We start from the raw sequence: 24,372 nt of genomic DNA, 5'->3' as shown, positions 1-24,372 counted from the left end.
ATGAAAAAAATAATTTGTTTTTTACTATTAAGCAGTTTCTTCCAGCTTTGCTGGTCGCAAGTAAATGATGCTTATTACGAAATCAAGGTAAAAGCTAATGCATTTATTCCTGCTGTTTGTAATGTACCTAGAGGATTGGAAAAAATCTCTTTAGAGTATGATGATGGAAGTCCAGAAGAAATACTATTCGAAGGGCTTCTGCACGATCAAGATGTAGAGCGTACCTTTGGAACTAACAAGAAAATTACTTCGGTAAAAATTAAAGTACTTTCCAATCAAGGTTTCCCTAATTGTTTTGAAAAACGAATAACTGCAATTGTTGATGTGAATTCCAGTACTTGTTTTTATCTTATGGAAAGAATGGATTCTTCTGTTTTTTCTGCTACGGGATTTTACGAAGTTTCTGTAAGACCTGTGATAACCTTACAACCCCCTGTACCCAATAATATTGGAGGAGAAGATTATATAGATATAACACTTCCCAATGGAGTAGACGATACCTACTATAATTGGGAGTATGCTTTAGATAATGGAAGTTTTCAATCTTTTCCTACAACATACCAAAATCAACCTTTTTTACGTATTAAAGGGAATGATATTTCAGGAGTATCTGATGCTTTCCATGGAAAAGACATCAGTATAAGAGTTAATACGGGATGTTCCAGTACACCATACTCTAATCCTATTCAATACGAATATCGTATTTCTGCACCAAAAATTGAAAACATACAAGTTCAGTCCCCTATTTGCTATGATACTGAAGATGCAAAAGCAACCATACGATTTGACAGAGATTTACGCCCTGGCGAAGCGCTTAGTGTGGAAATTTTAAATCTGGACATTATAAGTAATGGAGATTATTTTCCAGTAAAAAACATCGATGATATCAAAGTTTTAAATAATAGAACATTAGTTATTGAAGATCTACCCTCTGGAAACTTTCGTTTTAAAGTGACTAGTGGTATCAATGGAATTCCTTTGTTTTCTGATAGCAGTGATTATTGGTTAGATAAACCTATAATTCCCCAAACACCTGTTATATTTATGAATATTCCTTCAGAAAACACAACTCCTGTTTTTTGTAAGGGAGGAAGTGATGGGAGAATATATTTTAGTGCTTCTGGGGGTGTGGGAGGATATCAGTACGAGATAAAAAAATCTTCCGAAGCCTGGACAGGGAATTGGAAACTTTTTTCTTCTGGAAATAGCCATACAGAAAGTGGATTAACAGAAGGAACCTATCATATTAAAATCAAGGATAAAAATAATTGTGTTGCAGAATTTCAAACGGGATCTAATCAAGGAGAAGAAATTGTTATGACTGCAATTATAAATGAACCTGCCGAAGCCTTGCAGGTCGTTTTTGATACCGATGCTTCTGCCGATCCTACTGCCTATGGCTTTACTAATGGTAAAATCAAAGCCCGCGTATTTGGGGGGACACCAGATAACGGAACCTATACCTATGAATGGAGAGACGCAAATAATATCCTTCTTACTACCGTTACCGAACAAATAGTATCTGGACAGGGATATTTTTTAACCCTTACCGATATCCCAAAAGGAAAATATTATTTGACGGTATGGGATAAAAACTATATCCCCGCGACGTATAAAAATACCTGTACCATAGCCAATGCAGAATATGAACTTTTTGAACCGGATCCTTTAGAGGTATCCATAGAAGAATCCGAATCTATATTGTGCAACGACCAAAATGAATTTGCAGATGAATCCAGTAATGGTCAATTAATAGTCCATGGCATTGGAGGGGTTAGATTACAACTGTTTGATAATAGAGGTTTACCCTATTATTACACATGGAAAAAACAAAACCCAGATACAGGGGTTTGGGAAGTGTTACCCATAAGCGACAGCATTGCCAGAAATTTAAACACAGGGACTTATTCCGTAAATATAAAGGATGCCAATAATATTGTTTTGGGGGACTATGAAAATAACTTATTGGTCCGGGAACAAGACAGTACCTATTTTTTAAAACAACCGGAATTATTGAAAATCAGTTTTCAGAAAAATGATATTACTTGTAGCAGCGGTCAGGATGGATGGGCAGAAGCATTTATTGAGGGTGGAACACCTCCTTACCAGATTTCCTGGTCTACTGGAGAAACCACCCATAGAATCTCTGGACTTATTGTTGGTAAATATGTGGCTTATGTAACAGATGCCAATGGATGTCAGGCTAGTGAACCTATATATATAGAACAACCAAATGGTCTACAAGCTATGGTTTTGGAGCAAAAAAATCCTACCTGTCATTTAGGGAGTGATGGACATATTCGTATTGAAGCTAGCGGAGGAGTTCCCCCATACCGATATATATGGCAAAATGGACAAACCACAACCAATCTTCAGGGGTTGGTAGCAGGAACCTATATTCTTGAATTATTGGATGCAAGGGATTGTACTACGTACTTAGAAGTTGTACTGGAAGATCCTGGACCATTAGTAGTAGATTTGGGAGAGAACAGAACTTTGTGTGCAGATCAGGAATTGTCTTTAGATATTTCGATAAGCGATCCAGAAGCTATCTACCATTGGGAAGCAGATAATGGTTTTACCAGTAATAGCCCCGATGTATCTTTAAAACAATCAGGGGTATATACTGCTACCGTAACCACTTCCGCAGGATGTATGGGAGTTGGCAGGGTACAAATAGAGGTTTCTGATCAAATTATCGATGCAGATGTGGTCGTATTATCTCAGGCATTTACTGGAAATGAGGTAACTTTGGTGAATGTGAGTACCCCAAATGGAGAATTGGTAGAATGGTATTTGCCAGGATCTGCTCCCATTGAGGTTATAGAAGAAAACAAGGACAAGCTAAAAGTAATTTTTGAAGAACCGGGAGTATATGATTTTACCTTGCGTACCTATCAAGGGGATTGTTACGCGGAATACCAGAAAACAGTTATCGTAGAAGAAGCTATAAAACTCCCAAATGTAGGAGATGCGCGTAGCCCTTTTATCGAAGAATTTATAATATACCCTAACCCCACAGATGGAAACTTTACCGTAAAAATAGCGTTAGCAGAAGCAGCATCCATAGCATTGCGTATGTTTAACCTGACCAGTAATTCTATAGAAATGGAAAATAGAAAGGATGGACAAAAGGAATATTTATTGGAGTATACCATGGAAAATGCTACAGGAGCATATCTACTGGTTTTAGAAACCCCAAAAGGAGACGAAATTCGAAAAATAATTTTTAAATAGTGAAGAACACGAACAACATATCGTTTTTAGGTATACTACTAGTGTTATCTTTTTCACTAATTGGATGTAGCAAAGAAGAAATTGTACCAGTAAGGGTAGATTTTGAAGAGGTAATTGTAGAGAACGATTATTCTGTACCAGTACAAGTAGTACTTATTAATAAAACAGAAGGAGCAGATGATTATGAATGGACTTTTGAAGGAGGAAGTCCTGCTTCCTCCAAGCAAAGAAATCCTGGGGCAATTGTCTATAATACCCCTGGAACCTATACCATTACTTTATATGCAAACAACAGGGACAGGGCAGAAGATCAAAAGAGCATTACTCTGGATCTGGATGCTCCAGTCCGTATTGATTTTATAGCAAAGATAGAAACCGACCATTTTTCCCCAGTTACGGTTACTTTAGAAAACAAAACGGAAGGAGCTTCTTCTTATGCTTGGACGTTTGAAGGAGGAAACCCGCCAACATCTGCTATAGAAACTCCTCCAAAAGTGGAATTTACCACTCCTGGAGAACATAAGATTTCCTTAAAAGTATCTAACGAAAGGGAAACTTATACCAAAGACACTACAATTACTGTGCAACCATATTTGGTGGCAGATTTTGATTGGAAAGTGGATTTTCAGGACAAAGACTTGCAAGTCCCCGTAAAGTTACAACTACAAAATAAAAGTACCAGTAGTACGATCTATCAATGGGTTTTTGAAGGAGGGGCACCTTCTGTTACAGAAGAAGAAAACCCAACAGTGGTCTTTAATACACCAGGAACACATGAAATGACTTTGATTGCCTCTAACGGAAAAGAAACAAAATTGGTTTCCAAAGAAATCACAGTAGTGGCAGATACCAATATAAAAGTGTTTACAGGCATTCGTTTTGGTATCAATACCGCACACAACACAAATACTATAGGTAGTTTCTTTTCGGCATATACAGAAAAAGTATATACAAAGGCAGAACTTACAGAAGAAAACGGGAACAGGATAGACCTTGTGTTTTTTGGGCTGAACGCGGATTTTGGTTTCAACCGTTTTTATGCTCCGGATGATTTAGCAGACACTACTTTTGATCTTTTGCCCAATGCTGCACATACCAAATTTATCAATACACAGGAAGCCTGCGCTTGTGGGGCATCCCTAACCGTTGCTCAGTTTGATGCAATGCAAAATGATAATAGGCTACAAAGCATTACCGTTACAGAAAATATTCCAGGACTCCAGCCTTTTGATAACTTGGTAGTGCCAAGGGTTGTCCTTTTTGAAACCGCAGACGGAAGAAAAGGAGCTATAAAAATTAAAAGGTTTGTTGACGATGGGCAAAACTCTTATATAGAAACCGATATAAAAATACAAAAACAAAAATCAACTTAAATTTAAACACATACACTTATGAAATCTTTAAAATTAATTGGCATCGCCTTCATTACAATAATAGGTCTTGTTTCCTGTTCCTCTAATGATGATATAGAAACTACGGGGGTTTATGGTAATGATGTTAAAATAACAGTAGGTAAACTTACTCCCAAAGGGGTTACCATATCATATACTAATGAACTTATAAATCGCTCCAATTTGGATGTTTTTTATGTTATTACTAACAAAAAAACTTCTAAAGAAAAACGCTATCCTGTACAAAAGGATTTGGTAATTAATGACCTTAACCCCGTAAATCCTTATGAAATAAAAATTGTGTATGAATACCCTAAAGGGACAGAAATAGATTTTGTTTCTGGAGAAGAGTTCTTTACTCCTTCTTTATTCGAATTAACAAGAGCTACAAATTCTTATGTAGTAAGCACATACCTAGAAGGGGTATCAGGATATCATAGGTATGTCTATTCGCACGAAGGTTTTTCTCATGTTTTATATAAAACAGATACCAATACGGATACATCAGAGATTTACTTGGTAAATAGTAAGGATCCTAACGATAGCATTCCTACGTTGGATTTAAAAATATTGGAAGATCGTATAGAATTTAAGCTTCAGGAAGATATTATACCAGACACCCCTTATGAATATTATAGAGACTATTATATCGGAATTAAAACAGGAAGCACCTATCATTATCCGACAAGTGAAATTAATATTCTTAGTAAAGATGCTAATGCCCCAATTAAAATAAGAGTCTTTAACAAAAAACCCCATATAGAAGAAGTTTCTGCTAATGAGGTTCGTACTCCTTCAGAATGTACAACAGATGCTCATTATGTATCTTTTAAGGGACATTTTTTCACTACGCAACGCTCCAATGTAGGATTGATATATAAGCCAGGATTAACAGAAAAAAGTGATGCAATCATTACTCGTATATCCGATGGAAAAGAATATATCCTACAAGATGAATTGACGAATATAGGCGAACATTGTTTAGCTTATGACCGTGTATCAAGCAAGCCTTTTGAAGGAGGCTTAGAAGAGTTTCCAAGCTTGCATTATGCTCGTTTTGCCTATTTCCAAATTCCTGTGGCGACATCTGATTTCCCTTCAGGAGAGTATAAAGTAAAATTTACATTTAACTGGGAAGGCGAACATTTTGAAACCAATGAGATCCCATTTACGCTACAATAGATCAATATAGTACTCTAATAAACCTAACGAAAACGGATATAAAGATACAGCAGATGAAAATCCACAACCAAACCACTAGCAGGATGCAAAAAAAGCTTTTTAAGCTACTACTCTTTATTGGGATGTTGTCTCCATTAGGTGCAATAGCACAACTCCCTGTACAGGTCAATGGTAATTTGTTTCCGCCGTATAGTGTAAAACTATCCGATTATGCTACTGCCGATAGTGACCGTATGGTATTTCATCTGCTTTTACGAGATGTTAATGAGTTTAACAGGCAAGTCGTTTTAAAATTATTTATCCAAGGAAACAATGGTTTTTCGGCACGTAGTACCGATGTGGTATTAGGGGCTACCCCAATTACATTAAATGGAGGCGTTCCAACAAGATTGACCAATATCGACCTTCGTCCTTATTTTCAGTTAGAAAACTTGGCAGGAATAGCTCCACAACAATATAGTCAACCACTTGCTGCGGGGTTATACCAGTTTTGTTTTGAGGTGTATGATTATCTATCAGGACAACAACTTGGAGAAAAAGGATGTGCTACTGCTTATATAGTACTAAACGATCCTCCTATTTTAAATATGCCAGTTCGAGGAGAAAATGTAATGTTTAAAGATCCTCAAAATATTGTTTTTCAATGGACTCCTCGACATATCAATGCTACCAATGTACAATATGAATTTACGTTAGTCGAGATTTGGGACAACAATATAGATCCGCAGGCAGCATTTTTGGCTGGCACACCATTATACCAGACTACCACTAGGGCGAATATGACATTATATGGTCCTGGGGAAACCCCTTTACTACCAGATAAAACTTATGGATGGAGGGTTCGAGCTATAGTAACCGATGGTATTAGTGAATTATCGTTATTTAAAAACAAGGGATATAGTGAAATTTATCATTTCTACTATACCAAACAATGTACTGCTCCACAATATGTTTTAGCAGAAAGTAACAGTAATAGTTCTGCAATGGTATATTGGCAAGGGTATGACCATAGTCAATATAAGGTGCAGTACCGAAAAAAGAATGGGGACAATGCTAAATGGTACGAGGTAAATGCATATAACGAACAAGCACGCATACAAAGATTACAGGAAAACACTACGTATGAGTATCGTGTAGGTGGAAAATGCGGAGAAAATGGGGCATATACTTTTTCGAGGATATTTGAATTTACAACAACGACCAGAGGTGGTTCAGATTTTACCTGTGGGGTAACTCCACAGATAAATATAGATAACCGAGAACCTTTACAAACTTTAGTGGTTAATGATATTTTTACTGCGGGGGAGTTTCCTGTAACCGTAAAACGCGTCCTTTCAGGAAATACCGAATCCCCGGCTGTAGGTGAGCTTGCACAAGGAGGTACTGGTGTGTTTTCTGGGTGGGGATATATTACCGTTCCTTATTTATCTGATACCAGGATCAAAATAGGGTTTGTAGATATTAAAATCAATAATGACTATGAACTTATCGATGGCATATTGGTTAGTGATTATGACCCCAATTGGGGTGGTATGGTAGATATTGGGGATACCGTAGATACCGTTGGCGATGTAATCGATACTGTAGGAGATACGGTTGGGGATGCTATTGATACTGTAGGGGATGTAATCGGTGGTATTGGATCTGGAGAAGATACACCTGTTGTAGATCCAGACACTACCCCTGTAGATCCAGACAATCCAAATCCTGATCCAACGATTACAGACCCTCCAATACCAGTTGAAGATCCTCCTGCAGAAGAAGAACCCGTTGTAGTAACAGATCCTCCTGTAGATCCAGATACTAATGATCCAGAAACAGAAGAAACTGAGAATAGTATTTTTATAAGATATAATGGTAAGGATTATAAGAATGGAGATAAGATTGAAATACAATACGAGAGAGATTTACCTTTACAAAGGTTTGAGCTAATTGGTATTAAAGGAGAAAAAATAACTTGGGATGTTTATAAAAACTTTAATGACATAGCAGTTATTAAAGCATTCACAGATACTGATAACGATGTTTCTTTTAATGTTCTAGCTATGCCTAATAGATATGTTTTAGCAGCAGAGTATGAAGAAAAAAAGGATATCAGAGTAAATATTCATATTATAAAAGATGAATTTAGTCTTACTGAATTAACAGCTACTCATAAAAAAGAACCTAAGAGAATTGCGAAGTCAGGAAAAACACTTTACTTGATAGATAACAAAGGTGTTCTTCAAACAAAAAAGGAAGTCATTTATAATGCCATTATAGAACCAAATTTAAATTCTAATGAATATGCTAAAATAGATTTTAAATGGTATTATGATAAAGCAGGTACCTCAGGAAATGATCCTAAGGATATTGGAGAAAAAGATATTGTTCGGAATCTTATAGAAACTAATAGAAAAATTGAAACCAGAGCGGAAGTAGGTTATCCAGTAAAAACGACTAAAAGTGTTGATGTTAAATGGGAAGAACAATATGAAACTTCAACAGATTATTTAAGCAAATTCAATAAGGTTTTAACTTTTTTAGAACAATTCAATAGAGTCAATGAAAAATTTAAAAAAGTTTTACCTTGTGAAGGTAGTATTTTGAAGAATTTTGAAGCACTCGTTGGAGCTAAAAAAATTGCATTCAAACTTAAAACCTACAATGAAGAAGACAAAGAGAGCCGGGAAATATATGATATATTGCAAACTAATTTGAAGCTTCAATATGCAGATCTAGCAAAAATTGAATGCGGTAAAGATATAGGATACTTAGGTGTCGCCATAGGTAAATTATATGGAGGTATGGCGTTAGGTTCTACGATCGATTTCAAATATTCTTTAAAAACTAAAAATGAAACACAGGAACAAAAAACAGTTCCTCAAATTTCTGGTGGGCTAGTACTTACTACAGATTTCGGTTTTAAAACGAATGATATACTTGATGAATATTTTTATGCAAAATTAGCTTTAGAGATTAAGGCGGGTACAAAAACAATTTATCCGTACAAGGGAGAAAATCATTTAATAGGTAGCTATTTTTATTTAGGTAAAACAAATTTTGTAGTAGAAGGATATATTGATACATGGCTAACTGGGAGAGAAAATTTTAATTTTAAATTTCTAGTTTTTGACACCTATTTAGAAAGTGATCTTAGACTTGTTTTTGACTTAAAAGCTAAAGATATTTATCTTGAATAATTTTTATGATGTCTAAACTAATAAACATAATATCAACAGCAATATTTATTCTGATTTTTATTTTACTCTTTTTAAGTAGTTTAAAAGTTATGTATATCAATATTAAATATTTTAACATTATAAAATATGGTAGTATTATAGATATAGAGTCTATAGAAGGGGCTCTCTCAGATAATGAAAGAGGGGTCTATATTAATACAATTGTAATAGATCAGACAAAAGATACAATTAAAGGAGGAAGCCAAAAATATTTTTCTATTGGGGATAAAGTAAAGTTACGTTATGTTGGTAAAACAGGAAATAGAATTTTTGAAGTTAATGACAAGACTATAAGATCAAGATATGGTATATGGGATTGGTTATCTCCTTTTTTATTCTTATTAACTTTATTTATGTTATATAAATTTATAAAACAAATAATTCTAAAATTAAAAATTAAAAAATGATTAAAGTAAAAATTTTATTAATTCTAGTATTAGGAATTTTATTAAGAGTTGATGCTCAGAACATTGATGGGGTTTGTTCTAATGCTAACATCTTTGGAGATCCTATTGAAAATAATGAGTTTGAATATATCAAATATCAACCAGTTTTAAAATTGACAGAAAGATATTCTTTTTTTAATCAAGTTAAAAATAATACCCCCGAAGAGTTAATGATTTCACAAATGTCAGTACTTGATAATAAATGGTTGTCCTATAATTTTGATGATGACTTGGAGTGGGCATCTGAACAATTTGAAAGAATAAAAACACAAGATAGAGATAAAAACTATTTGGAATTACTAAGGAAAGCAACATATACTTTTAAAAATGAAAAATACTCTATAATTAGAGTAAATGTTTTTGATGAAAGAAAAAAAACTCCCATAGTAGTAAGTTTAATGTCAAAGTATAAAAATAATAGATGGGTACTAGTTAGAAATAAATCTAAATCTTCAATTGAATTCTTTTTAACGAACTTAGGCTTGGATTATCTCGATGCTTTATTTGAAAATAAAAACTCTGATAATACTAAATTTAATCAATTCATTAAATCTTCATGGGTTGGAAATGAATTTAGGTTATCAGAGGCATATTCCAAACTAGGAAACTCTATGTTTGATAATGATGTTTCTTTGAAAACTATCTATGAGCGAAATAATCCAACTGTTATTGTAAGCAAAGATTTTCAAAAACATAGTCCTAATTTTTCTTTTAAAAAGATAAAGATAAAAACAGATTATTTGATTCCTTTATTTAATCAGAAGTATTGCACCTATTTCATAAATGACCTATCAGAATTTAAAGAAGAAGGAATAAAAAAACTTATAGGACATATAAAAGCAATAAACTTGTCAAGTGAAGATGAAAAAACAGAAATTATTCCAATTCATAAATTCGAATATTCAAAAAAAGAGAAAAAAATAATTTTTATAAAATGTTTAAAGAAAATTATTCCTAATAATCAAGAATACCTAACAAATGTTTTTGAATTGGTAGATGGGAATTTAAATATATACAATGAATTAGATAATTCTGATAATTTGATAAAAGAACTTATATCCATTTCTAAACAAGAAATTATAACAGAATTTTCAAATGGAGAAGATAATCCAAATCATCCAGAAATCAATAAATTAAAACCATTGGTTAAAGATGCTAATGGCATTTTAAATATAGAAAAACTAGCTCAAGTACTTAAAGAAAATAAATCCGCATTAAGTAAGTACTTGGATCAATGATTTATTAAAACTTTTGAAAAGCGATTAACCAAAATAAAGTAATGACATTCAAAGTTAAAAGTATAAGGTCGCGCAGAACCAGAATATTTTTTAGAAATATTAAAATAATAAAAACGTAACAAAACCAAACTTAATAACATTAATAACTAACATATATTAACTCAAATTTTCAAAACCATGAAAAAAGCAATTTTAGTGGCAGCTTTGTTTTTAAGTGCATTATCTATTTCCTGTAATAAAGATGATGATACTAGTAACGATGTAGTTTTAGGTAAGTGGAAGTTAGAACAAACTTTTACCAACGACCAATCCGAAAATATTTCAGATTGCAAAAAAAGAACAACAATGGAATTTCACGATAGTGGAACACTTATTATACAGCCTCATCAAATGATAGGGCCAGAGGGTCAAGAAGAATGTGGTGTAAGAAGCACACAATCTGGGTTTTGGAAAAATTTAGGCAAAGAAAATAAATACGAATTTACTATTGGTCATGGGGATAATGCTCAAAAAGGTACTGTAACCATAGTTGTAGAAGGAAATAAACTAACAAAATCAAGTACTTTTATGGAAGGTGACATCCAAAGTATTTTTAAAGAAGTATTCCAAAAGCAATAGCTTATTCAAATTACGAAACCTAAAATCAGCTAAAAATGTTCTAGTTGATTTTAGGTTTGTTAAAGGTTTCAAACAAAGATAAAAAACAAAAAACTATAGGTATTGAAAAACTATACCCTACTCTTTCTTATGCTTATTTCTTTGGTAGGAAACGCCCAAAGCATCGATATCGAGAGCGTCGGTAAAGCCAAACCTATTAAGGTAAGCGGTGTGGTTTCTGCGAACGGGGTATATTATAATTCCAACCAAAATAACAATAGAGCGCCTTTTACTTATTTTTTAAGGGGAAACCTTAATGTGAGCATCTATGGTTTTGCTATACCTGTCTCGTATAGCTTTACCAACCAAGGGGATAATCTGGACTATGCATTACCATTTAACTTTAACCGTATAAGTTTACACCCCAAATATAAATGGGCTACAGCACATATCGGAAATGTTGCCATGACCTTTTCTCCATATACCCTAAGCGGGCATCAGTTTACAGGAGGAGGTGTTGACCTTGCCCCACCAGGAGCATTTAAAGTTAGTGCAATGGCAGGAGAACTATTAAAAGCCACCCCAGATGATGGAGACGAACGCACCGTTCCTGCTTTTCAAAGAATGGGATATGGACTTAAAACCAGTTTTGAAAAGGAGCGGTTTACCATAGGTCTTATCGGGTTTTATGCAAAAGATAATATAAACTCTATAGATTCTGTACCAGAAGCCAAAGGAGTGTTGCCAAAAGAAAATCTGGTGATCAGCCTGAATACCGAAGTAAAGATCACCAAAGAGTTTACATTGGGTGTAGAATACGCCTCTACAGCAATCACGCAAGATGTACGCGCACCAGAAAGTAATGAAGGTAGTAAAGGGATTACTTCTTTTTTGTTCCATAACAGGGCATCAACAGAATTTTACAATGCATTCCAAACAAATTTAACATACAACATTGGCAGAACCAGTGTTGGTATCGGATATGAACGTATCGATCCTGGATATGAGACTTTGGGTGCTTATTTTTTTAATAATGATTTTGAAAACATTACGTTAAATACGGCAAGTTCTTTTTTTAAAGACAAGCTTACTTTGGCAATGAATGTAGGATATCAAAGGGACGATCTAAGAAACATAAAACCCAATGCCACCAATCGTTTTGTAGGAGCTGTTAATGCAGGATATACAGCATCAGACCGTTTAAGTTTTACAGGATCGTATTCTAATTTCCAAACCTACACCAATATAAAACCAAATCAGTTTGATGTTATCAATGATGATAATCTGCTGGATGACGAAATAGAAAATCTGGATTATCGGCAGCTTTCCCAAAATGCGACACTTGGGATTAACTATGTGCTTTCCCAAAAAAAAGAAACTACTCAAAATATTTCTTTAAATTATGCGCTTAATGATGTGGCAAATGAACAAGGTGGTGTTGTTCGTGTGGGAGATGCTTCTACCTTTCATAATGCTGCTACCGATTACACTATTGCTTTTTCCGATATAAACCTAGATATCCATACCGGGGTGAATGTAACCTACAATACTATTGGTACAGAGGATGCCACCACATGGGGTCCCAATGTAGGTGTTGGAAAACGTTTTTTAGAAAAAACACTTGGCACTCGGCTTGGATTATCTTATAACGAATCCCAAAGTACCTCGGGAAAAACAAAGGTATCCAACGCACGTTTAAATATAACGTATGTTTTATTAGAGAAACATAATTTTAATGCTAGTGCCATACAGCTATTTAGAACAGGAGCTACCCAAAAAGATGTAAGCGAACTTACCGCTACTTTTGGGTATACCTATTCTTTTGGTTTAAAAAAACCAAAATTCCGTAGAGAAAAAAACCGTTTATTAAACTTCTCTTATCAACAGCGCGTTTATGAAGGCTCTCCTTCCGAAATTACCTCACAGATAAAATCGGTAAGTGAAGAACTGGGTGTTGATCGAATGGTTTCACAAAAAAGAGGTGAACTGGAATTATTAAAAGTAGCATTAAGAAAAGCGGAGTCCAAAGATCATAAACGTTATAAGGATACTGCTTTAGAGTATTTAAAATCTCTGTATAGCTATGGGGATTTTAAAAAATTATATGACCAATGGATATATGCTGCATCTCAAAAGTTACTGAAAGAAGGTCAGGAAGTTAATTCTGACCTGAATTATGAATATACGATACTCAAAGCTAAATTTAATACCTATAAAAAACCAGAAGATCAGGAAGCTTTAAAGAGAATAGAGAAGAAATACAATGCTCATTCTAATATGTTATCCTCTATGAAGAAATGGAATCTTAAAATGGAGGATATTCAAAATCCAAAAGGAGCATTTAAGCAACTAAAGGATAAATACGAGAATAGAATATATACTATGTACATAGAGGGGAAACCCGATACTAAAATCATCAATTATATCGAAGTACGTCTGGCAGATTTATATCATAAGGTGTTGAAGGAGTAGATTGCAAAAATTAAATTTTTCACAAATCTTATAAAAAATGAAATCCTATAAAGAAAAAGTACAAACTCTGAACAAAGCATATTCTCAAATGAGAATTGCTTTTTTAGACTATGCTGCCAAAAAATCAACTTCTAAAAAAGATATCCTAACCATACTTAAAATGATGGAGGAAGCATATAGGAAGAAAAAAGCCCAGTATTATTTAGAGGAGCATATCACAAAAATAAATGGTTCTATTAAAAATATTTTGAGTGGCACTTTAAAATAGGATTTTGTTTTATAGTTGCAGGAAGAAGGCAAGACAATAAAAATTGGGAGTAGTCCAATGTGATAGTCGTAGATGGTTTATTGGAGAACAATGAGGATTAGAGGATAAAAGGAACACTTGTTATTATATTTAATGAACAACATAATTAAATTTCATATTGCCAGTAGTATTTTAAACGCTTCTATTATAGGAACGCTTATGATAGCACATGGCTTAGTTATCGAGGAATTTGACTATTTGTTCTCGATCCGGATTCCTGTATATTTTGATTTAATCTATCTTATTTCTACTGTTATTATTTCATGGATAGCTCCCTTTATGATCCATAAAATAAAGAACTACAAAAAACATTTTTTTATTCTCTTCGCTTTTTACTGGATACTGATCCTATCCTTTTTAGTATTTGAATACTTTCATAATCTGGAATATACAGATGCGTATCATGGGGTCGTAGGCTATATAAAACATTGCATAACAAAGATATTAGTAAGTGAACAAGCCATATTACTATCGGTTTTATTACCTGGAGTAATTTATGCTTTACAGTTTCTGGCAGGTAGAGTTTTTATCCCTGAATTATATGGTGATGAGATTATAGAGTAGGGAGTTATAAAGTGCAGTAAGATTTAACTTTATATGTGTAGATTGCTACATACGTAAAACGGTTTTTTGTATTTCTGTTATAACTTCTGCATGTTTAGAACTTTCTCCATATTTGCATACGACAATATCTCTGCTTTTACTTCTTTATAACTGTTTCTTTTTCTTAAAGAAAGATTGATTATATATTAATTTTTTCTAATATCTATACAAACGGATTGATTGGTGGCTTTGTTCCAGAAGGGTATCCCCATGCGACATTTTGGGATTTAGAAGTATCGCTATCCAGATGTACAAAAGTCTTTCCCACCCCGATACGTTTAAAACCAACTAATTTGGCAGCAATTACTAGTTTATTTCTAATTGCCGTATTGGGAACATGAATATCGGCAGCTTTACAGACAGGGATTTTATGAGCAGAATTAGAAACCCCGCCCACCTTCGCATTCCAATAGGGAGTTCTCGCACCAGAATTGATGTTTTTAAAAACAGGATAGCCCGTTTTGCGTTCCAACTCCTGAAGCATTCCAATAAACCTGCGATCCATACAACGTCCTGAACCTTTACTATCGGGGCTATCAAATACCTGTAACGATATCTTTTTCTTTTTTCTTTTTCTCTTCCAGATGGCCATGCTAATTCCAATCAGGCAAACTGTTCCAAAGGTCAGTATTAGGTATTGTTCTTGCTTTTTCATTTTGCGCCACAGTTACATCCTTTCTTCTTGGATTCGATACTTTTAGACTTCATATAAATGCTATAGCCTATATTGATAATACTTACCGCTAGAAATAAGGTAACCAGTGCATTGCTTTGTGTACTATTTGGGTTTTTAATCATGTAACAGGGTTTTTTATTTAGGTTTGGTTTGAAATACGACCACACCGATAATCAACACTCCAATCCCCATAAGTACTATCGGAATTGGAGAGATCTTTTTTTTATGCAATTTTTTTAGAACAATAATCTGTTCTATATCCTTCATGATACGTTTGATCTTGGTCGCATAGGCAGGATCGGTGGCATATCCAGCTTTTGCTACTTCCTCTGCAAATCGATAGGGATTTTTCTTATGTTGCAGCGCATACTGGTACCGTTTGTTTTTAAACAGTAATCCTGCCCAATCCACAAAAGAATAAAAGGGACTGGGATAGGCACGAAATACATCCTTAATCTTATACTTCCATTTTCCATTAGAAGCCTGGACGGGATATCCAGGAAACACAAAAGGAAATGGTTTAGTGGCAGAACTCGAATATTCGGTAGTGGTTACCAGTTGGGTATCCCCTTTCCATCCCCCATAATTCTTTCCAGATCCTTTTTTGATCCCAAACATCATATTGCCAGTAATGGATTTCCCCCAACCAGATTCCAATGCACTTTGCGCCAATGCAAATACCACTGGTATGCCAGAGGATTTTGCAGCTTTTTGGGCATGGGGATAGTATCGGGTTACAAATGCTTCTTTGTTGGAGGACATAGATATATTTTTGTCGTTATGGAGTGGTATTAAAAATTGGGGTTTTCGGAATTTCTAATGGATATTTAGCCATGTACGAAGGGAAATTTATTACTACTTCATCCAAGTCAGAGGATAAAAATCCTTCAATAACCAAAAGGCCATACGAACTAATCCTACAAAAAAAGGGATTGCCCTCTGTACTTTGTGCAGTCCAGGATATTACCCCGTCTACCTGTGCAGGAACAGGAAGTTTTAGCACAGTACTTTCCACTCCATTACCTCCAATTTGCCCTGCACCACCAACCCGTCGAAGGCGTATGTCGATACATACCACTAAATTGTTGTTCACAACAGTATACATGTTACTATTGCCCACATAAAAAACACTGTTCGAGTTTATGTTTTCTGGTAAAACCGAAAATACCTCCTGAAAATTTTTGGTGATCTCTATGGCATCACTTTGGTATCCTGTTTCCATATTATTGTAGTATTAAAAGTGTGGTTACCCCGATCAGTCCTCCCGTAAGCAGTATTTTATGGAATTTCCCCCGTCGGATCTTTCGGTCTTTTTTTTGCATCGCCTCTAAAAGAATGGTAGTACTTTGGTTTTTGTTATCTACCATAGTTGCCGAGTTCTTTAGTTTTGCTTTCTGAAAAGCAATCACACTATCTTTTTTCTGAAGAAAAATCCGAAGGGTCACATTGGTGTCCGAAAGTTGCGTTGCCAACGAATCGTTATACTTGCCGATTTCCAATAATTTTGCCAATGCTTTGGATTGTTCGGAATTAAAACAAAAATGTTTTTTATTCTTTATCTGTACTACTTGTGGTGTTAAATTCTGCGAAATACTGAAAAAGGGCATCATCAGTATACCGATCCATACGGTGTATTTTTTCATCTTTTCTTTTTTTTAGGGTGCTTATATTTTGGTTATTCTCTGTTAATACCTGTTGCAGGCTATCTGTTTGTGCTTCCAAAAGGAATATTCTATCCTCCAGAATGGTATTGACTTCTAAAAGCATGGTGTTGTGGTACTCCAGTTCTTCCAACTTTTTAGAATCTTGCTGTCCCTGTAGGGATTGCCCTGCGGGAAGTACCCAAACAAATAGTACTACCAACACTCCAATCCCGATAGTTACAGGAAGTATGTTTTTCCACAGGCTCATACAATTTCGTTGGTATTTTCCGGGGATCTTTGCTTTGGGAATATCTTTTCAAACAGGAGTTCTAAAAGGAATTTATGGAACACAATGGCAAAGACAAAGGATTGCAATAGCACTTCACTTTCTTGCAAGGTGTAATCCCGTATAAAAAAGACAAAAATCCCATAGATGCCCCCAATAAGTAGTACCCTGTACCGGGTGCGAACCCGAATCCCCAGTCCGTTAGTAATCCACTTGGTTACTGTACAAGAATTAAATATCCTGGCAATCAGGATAAAAGTGATCATATATGCCCAGTCCAGGGTACTTAAATAGGTAAGCAGGTTTTCTGTGATAGCTTGCATAACATTTATTTTTGAAGGTTTTTTTGAATTTGGTACACTTGTTTTTGCAGGCTTCCAAGTTGCCTGTTGGGGAAATAGTTTTTCATCAAATGAGAAACCGTTACCACTATAATACCCGATGCCAAAAGGCTAAGCACGATCTTTCCCATCGTTTCATTGGTAAGGGTAATGGTCACTTCTGTTTTTAAACCATCTTTATCTACTAAAGCATCCAGATAGTCGGAAATGTTTCTTTTTGGTTTTGCCATCTTTATTGTGGTATTTGTTGGTGAATGGGAATTCCCATTTGGTGTTTTTCGTATGTCGCTTTATCTACCATGTCTTGTTGTATGCTCTTTTGCACCAGGGCAAGGGTTTTGGCATCAAAAACTTTGGTTATTTCTCCTTGCCATCCATGATTTCGCAAGAGCCATATTTGCAGGCGTTCCACTTCCTTGCCCGTACTTCCCATTTGTAATGGGAACACGCTATCCTCTTGCTTGTTGATCTCTCTTACTGGTACAGAAGGCGCAGAATCCACAGGAACCGTTAAAATCTGCGTTGCCGCTACTGTTGGTGTCTCTTTTTCTCTCCTTACTTTTGTTTCTGTTTTTGTTTTTGTTTCTGCTTCTGCTTCTTTTTGCAGAGGTACTTGCCGTTTTAAATAGGTGGTTTTCTTTTGTGGTGGCGTTGTATCTTCGGGTATGGCTTTAGCAGAGGTAGTACCCCGCAGGAGATAGTAGGTAAGAATACCTGCTCCTGCTATTGCCCCTGCAAGCCATAATTTTTGTGGGATTGGATTGTCTTTTCTCATGGTCGAATCATTTGTATACTGGTTTTCATTCCTTTAATATCTTCTTTGGAAAAAGAAGCCTTGCCCAGACGTTTTCTGGCTGCTTTGACCGATTGCTTTGTCTTTTCTGTATGTATTTTATTTTTCATAGTCCCTAACATGGTATGTTTGTATTTTTTTTTGATTATCCGAGCAGTCTGTATTTGGGTAGTTTTCGCACTGGGATATGCACATACTCTTCCAGTTCTTTGGTACTTAAAAAGCTTTTTAAGTATTGCCACATATCGGTTTTGTAAGCAGTAAAGAATGCTTTGGAAATACTTGCTACCTGTGTTTTATCTTGTATCCGTTGAAACACCTTGTTGACCTCCATTTCATCATCATCCCATCTGCTTTTAGCATTTTTTAAGGTCTTGGCATAGGAAGCTGCTGCTTTTGGGGAAAGCTGCCGAATACGTTTTCCGCTTAGCCAATTTTTTACATCCTTTATGTAATTCATATCATAGGGATTTTTCCAGTTGGGTACTGCTACTGGAATTCCCAAGGTATTTTTAACTATCTCTTTAGAATCCAAAGGATCTACGGACAGATCCATAGGAAGTGCTGCTGCTTTCTTTTTTGGGCGTAGCCAAAAGAAATACACGCCTGCACCTATACCCATAATTCCTATTCCTGCTATAGTCCAACCCATTGTTTTAGTAATCTGCATCTTCTTATTTTTTTATACGGTTCTATAGTTTGGTATTCGCTGTAGGATCTCCAATACTTTTTTAATTTCCTCTCTATCCAAATGGTTTTGTAACTGTTCTATCAGATGTATCTTAAATTCCTGATGGTACTGTTTGGCTACCTGGGATGCCTGTACCTTATCTTGTAAGCTTCGCAGTACCCCATAGATCACTTCTTCCTTATCGCCTCCCCGGTACCAGGGACGAAAACCAGAATGTAGTTTTTTTGCCAATCGTTTGGCTACCTTGGGTTGTAATACCGCTATGCGTCCGCTTACCCGATCCAGTACCCGTTCTGCATAGTACATATCCAATGCATTTTCATTCTCCAATCCTTTGGTAGAAGGATGTAATCTTGCCGTTAGCACCTGTAAAATGGCACTACTAAGCTTATCTTGTTTACGACCCACCGATCTATAGTACAGCGATCCTGCCAATGCCAGAATACTTAGGGTTCCTGTTATTTGTAGTGGTAGGGTTTTATTCATTTTATTAGTGTTTTTAAAACCGTGGCACTTCTCCCTGCGGGATGTAGTTGTAGCAGATCTGTAGCATTCCCTTTTTTAGCCGTGTTCCATAACAGCATCCCAATTACCAACACCAAAAAACCAAGGGTTAGTGGTATCCCCCAAGACAATACCCCAGAGAGGTTTTTGCCCAATCCTGCAATATTGCCCCCTATGGTAGAAATATCAGCAATGGTTCTGGTGGCAGCGCTGGATACATCGATCTTGTTTTTGGCAAGCCAGCTATTAAATCCAGCGTTGGTGGTACAACTACTATTTCCGTTGGATTTCCACGTTACCAGCCACAACATTCGTGCATTATTCCTTCCTACTGCCTTTTGTAAACTTTGGAAATAGGAGATCCACAGCTCGCAGGGATCTCCCGATTCTGGAACTAAAAACTTTCGGTGGCGTACTTCGATTTCTGTCATGATAGGATTGCTTTTATACTAGGGATATCGGTTATACAATACCCATAGGAATGCGAAAGGATTTTTCTGGCTTTTTAGCCAACTCCCGATATCCCAATACGCGATATGCAGGATACGAGCGGATATTTACCTGATTGTTTTGGTTGCCCCCCAGACAGTATACCTTGGATCTGTCTTCACTATGCCCGATATAAAACCCCACATGTCCTTTCCAACTGCTTTTTCGTTCTCTCCAGAACACTACGATACTTCCCAATACAGGGTTTTGTATCGATTTCCCTACACCAAGCCAAGAGCGTGCATCGAGTTTGCCACTTCCGATATAGCCTGCTTTTTGGGCAACCCAATTCGCAAAACAAGAACACCACGCTGTTTCGTCCTCTTGTACCCAGGAGTGTCCGATATCGGAAAAATACATAAGGATCCTGGGATGGTGTGCTGCTCCTTTTTTTTCGGTAACCCCATATTCCTGAAGCGCAATAGAAATACATTCGTTTCTCATATCGTGTTTTTTAAAAGGTGTTGTCGTTGTATCTGTTGGTAGTAGGTAAGAATGGTAATGGTTTGTTTTGGTGCAATAGAAAACACCCATCCATTTCTCCCGTTTAGCAGAAACCCTTTTAATCCCGTAACTTCCGAGATATTGGCAAAATCCTGTGGGCTGGCATAGTTGGAAAAAGAAATGGCATGGGTGTCTATCGTTCCGTTTATGGTTTGTTCCACTACCTGTAATACCGAAAACCGCTGCGTCCCTGAAAGCACAAATTTGACATGTTCTATACGGGCAGGGTTATATATAAAATCCTGCTGTTTTTCGGTATAGCCTTCATTGATGGTTACCGCACTGGTTTGTGCGCTATAGGTAATTACCGAGATCGTCGCTGAAAATGGGGTACTGCTATATATGGTATTGGTAGCAGGATCGATAGCGATTCCTGTGTGTACGGCTCTCAACGAGAAGGTATGGCGAACCGTATTGCTTGCAGGATCGAGTACCGAAAAGGTATTCTCCCCTCGGTTTCCTACATATAAAAATTCCGTATTGGGATTCCGTAGTATTCGGTATGGGGAAGCTCCCACGGGTATTTTGGCAACTACTGTTTTGGTCTGGGTATCGATAGCATATACCATAGCATCTGTAGAAGACACAACATAGACCTGATCTTTTACGGGGCTATATACCCCGGTAGTAAGCCCATTTCCTATATCGGGAATCGTGGTAATGCCATCCTGCGTATCGATAACGGTACTACTATTGTCCCCAGAATTCCATACATATACTTCTCCTGTTTTTGGATGTACCACCATACTCCTTGGCGCTTTACCTACTGCTATAGTGTTTACTACGGTATTGGTTTGGGTATCCAGAACACTTACGGTATCCTCTGCAATATTGGCTACATATACTTTAGCGTTGATGGGATTAAATGTAATTCCGATAGGACGGTTTCCTACGTAAATACTATTTTCTACTTCCAGATCGGTAGTAAGGATGGATACGGTATTATTTAAAATACCTGCCACGTAGACCTTTCCGTAGTTTGGGGAATTGGGCAGGGAGTTCACGGTCAGGTCTACTGGCGAAGCTCCATAAGGGCTTCCTGCACCGCCATTAGGCGCGTGCAGAGGGATTTGTTTTTTTACAACCCCATCCGAAAGGATGGTGATGGTATGCGATAATTGGTTCGCGATATAGGTATACCCATTATAAGGATTGACCAGTACTGCTTGCGGATAGATCCCTGTACCACCAGCAGTACTTGTGGAAATGGTTTGTACCAGATGTTTGGGTACATCCCCGTCAAGCAAGGGACTGATTGGGGGTTGTCTATTGCCACTCCACAAATGCACAGACCGCTCTATATCCGAGGTATTGTGTATGGTAAGCTGGGTGGTATCGTAGTTATGATCTAACCACGCATTCTGCTCTTTTTTCTGAACAGGAGCAGCAAGCACTCTTTTGGATCGTAATTTTTTGGGTAGGATCACAGGAGTATATACTTCTTCTGGTAATATCCTATCTGTGGGGGCTATAAACCCATCTTCTTCTGCTTGATCTTCTGTATCTATAGGCTCTATAGGGGTACTATCCTTTTTTCTGGAAGTACCCCATAATGCCCAAAGTGCTGCCAATCCAATACCCGTCAGTATAAAGGTAAGTTCTGTACTTTTTTTCATTGTGCAAGGGTATATTGGTCTATAAATGCCATGATATCTTTGGTACGCTGTATTTGTGCTTGTCCTACTAGGTCAGGGTACATGCTAAATATTTTGGTTGCAGCATATACCGCTTCAATTTTTGGAAACCCATAATCCAGATAGTGCCGGATACCGCACAAATCTGCGGTCTTCTGGCTTCTGGTATTCAAAAACCAATGGCATCCTTCATGCGCCAAAATAGCTACCCGTACAGGAATGGTAAAGGTGGTAAAGAGCCGTTGGGAGATCTGCACTCTGGGCATCTTGCGATGTGTTCGTGCAGGGGTAATAAGTTCGTTCCCGAATCCATCTACAATGGCAGGCAGGTATTGGAACAAAAATTCCCCCGTAGGACTGTCATAAAACCCCGCAGGAACATAACCTGCCTTTTGTGCAAACTGTACTGCAAAATCCATAAAACGGTTCTGTTCTGGACTTGCCCAAATTTGCTTTGCTGGCATTTTCTCGATTTGAAAATCTACTACAGTAAAGCTCTTGGAATTTTTCGGCTCTTTTTTATCATAAACCTCCATCTCCAGATACTCCGCAGATACGGGTAAAGGAATCTGTAGGGTACGCTGTTGTCCTTTCTCCAACTGGGCTTTCCTTCGAAAATAATGGGTGTTTTCCCGATACGGATCGTATACCCTAATTCCAATAGCAACGGCAGATACCGCTTGTATGGTAAGGGAAATCGTAAAAGCTTCTCTGTTAGAAGGAATGGGAAGGAGCATACGGCTTAGGATTTGGTTATGTGTACGTATTCTTTTTGGTTGTTTTTATATAGCACCACCCCGGCAATAACCACCAAAGTGAATGCTACCCCGCCAATGATGATGGGGGTATAATTGGTTTTCTTTTTCTCTGAAGAACCCGAAGCAGTATTGGCATCTTTTGCTTGCAAACCGAAGGAGTAATCCTTGTCTTTTTCTGGAGTTTGGGAATCCATATCGGGTATAGGAACGGGCTTGCTTAGGATGGTGTCCACCGCACTACCAATCGCTGCACCACCTCCTAAATCCTGATATACGTTTCCTAGTTTGGAAAATAAAGTGCCTTTTCCGCTTTGTCGGTTTGCGATACGTTTGGCACGTTTATCTTCCCGTTTGGCAATACGGATATTTCGCCTTGCCAAACGCCTGGCTTTTCTGGCAGCTTTACGTTTGGCACGTTCTTCTTTGGATCGGAACAAAAAATCATCATAGGAATCTTCCTGAAATTGCTGTTCTAAAAGGTATTCTGTTTCTCCTGCTATCATGGGATCTTATTTTTTATGGGTTTATCTGGTGTATAGAGCTAAGTTGTGGTTTATAGCACATATAACATCCGAAGGGTAGAATCTTTGGTATCGTAAGGGATTGCGGTATAGGGTTTTCCTACAAAGGGATAGCCTTTTGCTTCTCCCGGGGCCAGGGAAACGGAATTTACCGTAACGGGGCTGTCCCCAATATTCTTTATCGAGGCAAATAGAAATCCCAATGGAATTTCTCCTGGGGTAGTAACTTCGGTTTCGGTAATTTTAGCGAGTATGTCCATTGGTTTTGGTTTTAGAAATTGAAGAAGTGAAATACCATACCGCAGCAAGTGCTACTACAGCGGTAACCCCAATTTTGATCATGGTTGCTTTCTGCTTTTTCTTCTTTTGTTCTTGTAAGGGGCTATTTTCTTTTATGGGCATGGTTTCTTCTGGTGTTTGGTCTGGATCTGCTGTTGCTCTGTTGCTACCTCTGGGAGGTGCAGCACTGGGAGCAGGGAAATTCATGGAAATCATTTTTGGCATGGCTTTCGGTTTGGATGAACGTTTTGGTTTTGGAGGTACTACTTTGGTGGGCAGTACCTTTTTAGGAACGGTGATTTTCTTTGGTTTGGAAACTGGCGTAACAGGGACAAAAGGAAACCGCCAAGGAGGTTTTTGCATCGGGGGTTTCTGTCTCGGTAGTACCATACGAAATGGGGCTACAGCTCTGGGGATTGGTTTTTTGGGTGTCCTTCCTACAGGTCTGGATAGCCGTCTTGCCGTAAATACCCGACCAGAAATCCGTCGGGGGGTCCTGCCCGGTCTTCGATTAGAATGTCTCCTTAGAAAAGGATCATAGCTTTCTGCCGTTTTACTA

At 36.9% G+C, this 24,372-nt stretch carries 30 protein-coding genes; 11 read left to right on the top strand and 19 right to left on the bottom strand.

Features of this window, described 5'->3' with window-relative positions; translation table 11 throughout:
- From ACZIYX_RS05015 to ACZIYX_RS04970, 10 genes are all read left to right on the top strand, one after another.
- Window positions 1-3,237, top strand: a complete 3,237-nt coding sequence (locus tag ACZIYX_RS05015; RefSeq protein WP_462681106.1) for a T9SS type A sorting domain-containing protein — start codon at window positions 1-3, stop codon at window positions 3,235-3,237.
- Window positions 3,237-4,610 carry a PKD domain-containing protein gene (locus ACZIYX_RS05010; RefSeq protein ID WP_462681105.1) on the top strand — a complete coding sequence of 458 codons (1,374 nt, stop codon included), beginning with the start codon at window positions 3,237-3,239 and terminating at the stop codon, window positions 4,608-4,610. The genes ACZIYX_RS05015 and ACZIYX_RS05010 overlap by 1 nt, the downstream gene beginning before the upstream one ends.
- Window positions 4,611-4,628: 18 nt before the next feature.
- Window positions 4,629-5,810 carry a hypothetical protein gene (locus ACZIYX_RS05005; RefSeq protein ID WP_462681104.1) on the top strand — a complete coding sequence of 394 codons (1,182 nt, stop codon included), beginning with the start codon at window positions 4,629-4,631 and terminating at the stop codon, window positions 5,808-5,810.
- A gap of 53 nt (window positions 5,811-5,863) precedes the next feature.
- Entirely contained in the window at window positions 5,864-8,992 is a 3,129-nt protein-coding gene (locus tag ACZIYX_RS05000) for a fibronectin type III domain-containing protein (protein ID WP_462681103.1), read from the top strand.
- An 89-nt stretch (window positions 8,993-9,081) separates the two neighbouring features.
- Window positions 9,082-9,438 (top strand): hypothetical protein, encoded by a 357-nt coding sequence (locus tag ACZIYX_RS04995; protein WP_462681102.1) that lies wholly within the window; start codon window positions 9,082-9,084, stop codon window positions 9,436-9,438.
- Complete coding sequence (locus tag ACZIYX_RS04990) at window positions 9,435-10,715, top strand: hypothetical protein (protein ID WP_462681101.1); 1,281 nt, start codon at window positions 9,435-9,437, stop codon at window positions 10,713-10,715. Before ACZIYX_RS04995 ends, ACZIYX_RS04990 begins: the two co-directional genes overlap by 4 nt.
- A 177-nt stretch (window positions 10,716-10,892) precedes the next feature.
- Complete coding sequence (locus ACZIYX_RS04985; RefSeq protein WP_462681100.1) at window positions 10,893-11,333, top strand: hypothetical protein; 441 nt, start codon at window positions 10,893-10,895, stop codon at window positions 11,331-11,333.
- A gap of 102 nt (window positions 11,334-11,435) precedes the next feature.
- Entirely contained in the window at window positions 11,436-13,784 is a 2,349-nt protein-coding gene (locus tag ACZIYX_RS04980; protein WP_462681099.1) for a TonB-dependent receptor, read from the top strand.
- 37 nt (window positions 13,785-13,821) lie between these two features.
- Entirely contained in the window at window positions 13,822-14,052 is a 231-nt protein-coding gene (locus tag ACZIYX_RS04975) for a hypothetical protein (RefSeq protein WP_462681098.1), read from the top strand.
- A gap of 132 nt (window positions 14,053-14,184) precedes the next feature.
- Window positions 14,185-14,655 (top strand): hypothetical protein, encoded by a 471-nt coding sequence (locus ACZIYX_RS04970; protein ID WP_462681097.1) that lies wholly within the window; start codon window positions 14,185-14,187, stop codon window positions 14,653-14,655.
- A 202-nt stretch (window positions 14,656-14,857) separates the two neighbouring features.
- On the opposite strand, the gene ACZIYX_RS04965 is transcribed toward ACZIYX_RS04970, so the two are convergent.
- From ACZIYX_RS04965 to ACZIYX_RS04875, 19 genes are read right to left on the bottom strand one after another with little or no spacing between them, the layout of a single operon-like run.
- Window positions 14,858-15,349 (bottom strand): D-Ala-D-Ala carboxypeptidase family metallohydrolase, encoded by a 492-nt coding sequence (locus ACZIYX_RS04965; RefSeq protein WP_462681096.1) that lies wholly within the window; start codon window positions 15,347-15,349, stop codon window positions 14,858-14,860.
- Window positions 15,346-15,492, bottom strand: a complete 147-nt coding sequence (locus ACZIYX_RS04960) for a hypothetical protein (RefSeq protein ID WP_462681095.1) — start codon at window positions 15,490-15,492, stop codon at window positions 15,346-15,348. The genes ACZIYX_RS04965 and ACZIYX_RS04960 overlap by 4 nt, the downstream gene beginning before the upstream one ends.
- Before the next feature lie 13 nt (window positions 15,493-15,505).
- Window positions 15,506-16,132, bottom strand: coding sequence for a glycoside hydrolase family 73 protein (locus tag ACZIYX_RS04955; protein ID WP_462681094.1), 627 nt, complete (start codon window positions 16,130-16,132; stop codon window positions 15,506-15,508).
- A gap of 16 nt (window positions 16,133-16,148) precedes the next feature.
- On the bottom strand, window positions 16,149-16,592 hold the full coding sequence (locus ACZIYX_RS04950) for a hypothetical protein (RefSeq protein ID WP_462681093.1): 444 nt from the start codon (window positions 16,590-16,592) through the stop codon (window positions 16,149-16,151).
- Window position 16,593: 1 nt separating this feature from the next.
- Window positions 16,594-16,881 (bottom strand): hypothetical protein, encoded by a 288-nt coding sequence (locus ACZIYX_RS04945; RefSeq protein ID WP_462681092.1) that lies wholly within the window; start codon window positions 16,879-16,881, stop codon window positions 16,594-16,596.
- Between the two features lie 37 nt (window positions 16,882-16,918).
- The gene (locus ACZIYX_RS04940; protein WP_462681091.1) at window positions 16,919-17,281 is read right to left on the bottom strand and encodes a hypothetical protein; all 363 of its coding nucleotides are present in this window, start codon (window positions 17,279-17,281) and stop codon (window positions 16,919-16,921) included.
- Window positions 17,278-17,622, bottom strand: a complete 345-nt coding sequence (locus ACZIYX_RS04935; protein ID WP_462681090.1) for a hypothetical protein — start codon at window positions 17,620-17,622, stop codon at window positions 17,278-17,280. Before ACZIYX_RS04935 ends, ACZIYX_RS04940 begins: the two co-directional genes overlap by 4 nt.
- 5 nt (window positions 17,623-17,627) lie before the next feature.
- On the bottom strand, window positions 17,628-17,870 hold the full coding sequence (locus ACZIYX_RS04930) for a hypothetical protein (protein ID WP_462681089.1): 243 nt from the start codon (window positions 17,868-17,870) through the stop codon (window positions 17,628-17,630).
- A 2-nt stretch (window positions 17,871-17,872) separates the two neighbouring features.
- Entirely contained in the window at window positions 17,873-18,415 is a 543-nt protein-coding gene (locus ACZIYX_RS04925; protein ID WP_462681088.1) for a hypothetical protein, read from the bottom strand.
- The gene (locus tag ACZIYX_RS04920; RefSeq protein WP_462681087.1) at window positions 18,412-18,543 is read right to left on the bottom strand and encodes a hypothetical protein; all 132 of its coding nucleotides are present in this window, start codon (window positions 18,541-18,543) and stop codon (window positions 18,412-18,414) included. The genes ACZIYX_RS04925 and ACZIYX_RS04920 overlap by 4 nt, the downstream gene beginning before the upstream one ends.
- Window positions 18,544-18,578: 35 nt before the next feature.
- Window positions 18,579-19,103 carry a hypothetical protein gene (locus ACZIYX_RS04915; RefSeq protein ID WP_462681086.1) on the bottom strand — a complete coding sequence of 175 codons (525 nt, stop codon included), beginning with the start codon at window positions 19,101-19,103 and terminating at the stop codon, window positions 18,579-18,581.
- Window positions 19,104-19,115: 12 nt separating this feature from the next.
- The gene (locus ACZIYX_RS04910) at window positions 19,116-19,610 is read right to left on the bottom strand and encodes a hypothetical protein (protein ID WP_462681085.1); all 495 of its coding nucleotides are present in this window, start codon (window positions 19,608-19,610) and stop codon (window positions 19,116-19,118) included.
- Entirely contained in the window at window positions 19,607-20,059 is a 453-nt protein-coding gene (locus tag ACZIYX_RS04905; RefSeq protein ID WP_462681084.1) for a hypothetical protein, read from the bottom strand. The genes ACZIYX_RS04910 and ACZIYX_RS04905 overlap by 4 nt, the downstream gene beginning before the upstream one ends.
- A gap of 31 nt (window positions 20,060-20,090) precedes the next feature.
- The gene (locus tag ACZIYX_RS04900) at window positions 20,091-20,561 is read right to left on the bottom strand and encodes a TIGR02594 family protein (RefSeq protein WP_462681083.1); all 471 of its coding nucleotides are present in this window, start codon (window positions 20,559-20,561) and stop codon (window positions 20,091-20,093) included.
- Window positions 20,558-22,237, bottom strand: coding sequence for a YncE family protein (locus tag ACZIYX_RS04895; RefSeq protein WP_462681082.1), 1,680 nt, complete (start codon window positions 22,235-22,237; stop codon window positions 20,558-20,560). Before ACZIYX_RS04895 ends, ACZIYX_RS04900 begins: the two co-directional genes overlap by 4 nt.
- Window positions 22,234-22,992 (bottom strand): hypothetical protein, encoded by a 759-nt coding sequence (locus tag ACZIYX_RS04890; RefSeq protein ID WP_462681081.1) that lies wholly within the window; start codon window positions 22,990-22,992, stop codon window positions 22,234-22,236. Before ACZIYX_RS04890 ends, ACZIYX_RS04895 begins: the two co-directional genes overlap by 4 nt.
- 5 nt (window positions 22,993-22,997) lie before the next feature.
- Entirely contained in the window at window positions 22,998-23,516 is a 519-nt protein-coding gene (locus ACZIYX_RS04885; protein ID WP_462681080.1) for a hypothetical protein, read from the bottom strand.
- Between the two features lie 50 nt (window positions 23,517-23,566).
- Window positions 23,567-23,794, bottom strand: a complete 228-nt coding sequence (locus ACZIYX_RS04880) for a hypothetical protein (RefSeq protein WP_462681079.1) — start codon at window positions 23,792-23,794, stop codon at window positions 23,567-23,569.
- Window positions 23,778-24,038, bottom strand: coding sequence for a hypothetical protein (locus ACZIYX_RS04875; RefSeq protein WP_462681078.1), 261 nt, complete (start codon window positions 24,036-24,038; stop codon window positions 23,778-23,780). Before ACZIYX_RS04875 ends, ACZIYX_RS04880 begins: the two co-directional genes overlap by 17 nt.
- On the opposite strand from ACZIYX_RS04875, the gene ACZIYX_RS04870 reads away from it, so the two are divergent.
- Window positions 24,037-24,354 carry a hypothetical protein gene (locus tag ACZIYX_RS04870; protein ID WP_462681077.1) on the top strand — a complete coding sequence of 106 codons (318 nt, stop codon included), beginning with the start codon at window positions 24,037-24,039 and terminating at the stop codon, window positions 24,352-24,354. The genes ACZIYX_RS04875 and ACZIYX_RS04870 overlap by 2 nt on opposite strands.
- Window positions 24,355-24,372 lie beyond the last annotated feature (18 nt).

It is taken from the genome of Aquimarina sp. (assembly GCF_977115655.1).
This window is presented reverse-complemented; position numbering and strand designations above follow the sequence as displayed.

Coding starts and splice junctions, on each gene's coding strand:
- ACZIYX_RS04995 (WP_462681102.1), top strand. CDS start 9,082: ATGTATATCAATATTAAATATTTTAACATTATAAAATATGGTAGTATT.
- ACZIYX_RS04915 (WP_462681086.1), bottom strand. CDS start 19,103: ATGCAGATTACTAAAACAATGGGTTGGACTATAGCAGGAATAGGAATT.
- ACZIYX_RS04970 (WP_462681097.1), top strand. CDS start 14,185: ATGAACAACATAATTAAATTTCATATTGCCAGTAGTATTTTAAACGCT.
- ACZIYX_RS05000 (WP_462681103.1), top strand. CDS start 5,864: ATGAAAATCCACAACCAAACCACTAGCAGGATGCAAAAAAAGCTTTTT.
- ACZIYX_RS04955 (WP_462681094.1), bottom strand. CDS start 16,132: ATGTCCTCCAACAAAGAAGCATTTGTAACCCGATACTATCCCCATGCC.
- ACZIYX_RS04930 (WP_462681089.1), bottom strand. CDS start 17,870: ATGGCAAAACCAAAAAGAAACATTTCCGACTATCTGGATGCTTTAGTA.
- ACZIYX_RS04870 (WP_462681077.1), top strand. CDS start 24,037: ATGGCTTTCGGTTTGGATGAACGTTTTGGTTTTGGAGGTACTACTTTG.
- ACZIYX_RS04985 (WP_462681100.1), top strand. CDS start 10,893: ATGAAAAAAGCAATTTTAGTGGCAGCTTTGTTTTTAAGTGCATTATCT.
- ACZIYX_RS04880 (WP_462681079.1), bottom strand. CDS start 23,794: ATGGACATACTCGCTAAAATTACCGAAACCGAAGTTACTACCCCAGGA.
- ACZIYX_RS04920 (WP_462681087.1), bottom strand. CDS start 18,543: ATGAAAAATAAAATACATACAGAAAAGACAAAGCAATCGGTCAAAGCA.
- ACZIYX_RS04910 (WP_462681085.1), bottom strand. CDS start 19,610: ATGAATAAAACCCTACCACTACAAATAACAGGAACCCTAAGTATTCTG.
- ACZIYX_RS04905 (WP_462681084.1), bottom strand. CDS start 20,059: ATGACAGAAATCGAAGTACGCCACCGAAAGTTTTTAGTTCCAGAATCG.
- ACZIYX_RS04875 (WP_462681078.1), bottom strand. CDS start 24,038: ATGCCAAAAATGATTTCCATGAATTTCCCTGCTCCCAGTGCTGCACCT.
- ACZIYX_RS05015 (WP_462681106.1), top strand. CDS start 1: ATGAAAAAAATAATTTGTTTTTTACTATTAAGCAGTTTCTTCCAGCTT.
- ACZIYX_RS05005 (WP_462681104.1), top strand. CDS start 4,629: ATGAAATCTTTAAAATTAATTGGCATCGCCTTCATTACAATAATAGGT.
- ACZIYX_RS04940 (WP_462681091.1), bottom strand. CDS start 17,281: ATGAGCCTGTGGAAAAACATACTTCCTGTAACTATCGGGATTGGAGTG.
- ACZIYX_RS04960 (WP_462681095.1), bottom strand. CDS start 15,492: ATGATTAAAAACCCAAATAGTACACAAAGCAATGCACTGGTTACCTTA.
- ACZIYX_RS04965 (WP_462681096.1), bottom strand. CDS start 15,349: ATGAAAAAGCAAGAACAATACCTAATACTGACCTTTGGAACAGTTTGC.
- ACZIYX_RS04975 (WP_462681098.1), top strand. CDS start 13,822: ATGAAATCCTATAAAGAAAAAGTACAAACTCTGAACAAAGCATATTCT.
- ACZIYX_RS04895 (WP_462681082.1), bottom strand. CDS start 22,237: ATGAAAAAAAGTACAGAACTTACCTTTATACTGACGGGTATTGGATTG.
- ACZIYX_RS04950 (WP_462681093.1), bottom strand. CDS start 16,592: ATGGAAACAGGATACCAAAGTGATGCCATAGAGATCACCAAAAATTTT.
- ACZIYX_RS04935 (WP_462681090.1), bottom strand. CDS start 17,622: ATGCAAGCTATCACAGAAAACCTGCTTACCTATTTAAGTACCCTGGAC.
- ACZIYX_RS04990 (WP_462681101.1), top strand. CDS start 9,435: ATGATTAAAGTAAAAATTTTATTAATTCTAGTATTAGGAATTTTATTA.
- ACZIYX_RS04885 (WP_462681080.1), bottom strand. CDS start 23,516: ATGATAGCAGGAGAAACAGAATACCTTTTAGAACAGCAATTTCAGGAA.
- ACZIYX_RS04900 (WP_462681083.1), bottom strand. CDS start 20,561: ATGAGAAACGAATGTATTTCTATTGCGCTTCAGGAATATGGGGTTACC.
- ACZIYX_RS04890 (WP_462681081.1), bottom strand. CDS start 22,992: ATGCTCCTTCCCATTCCTTCTAACAGAGAAGCTTTTACGATTTCCCTT.
- ACZIYX_RS04925 (WP_462681088.1), bottom strand. CDS start 18,415: ATGAGAAAAGACAATCCAATCCCACAAAAATTATGGCTTGCAGGGGCA.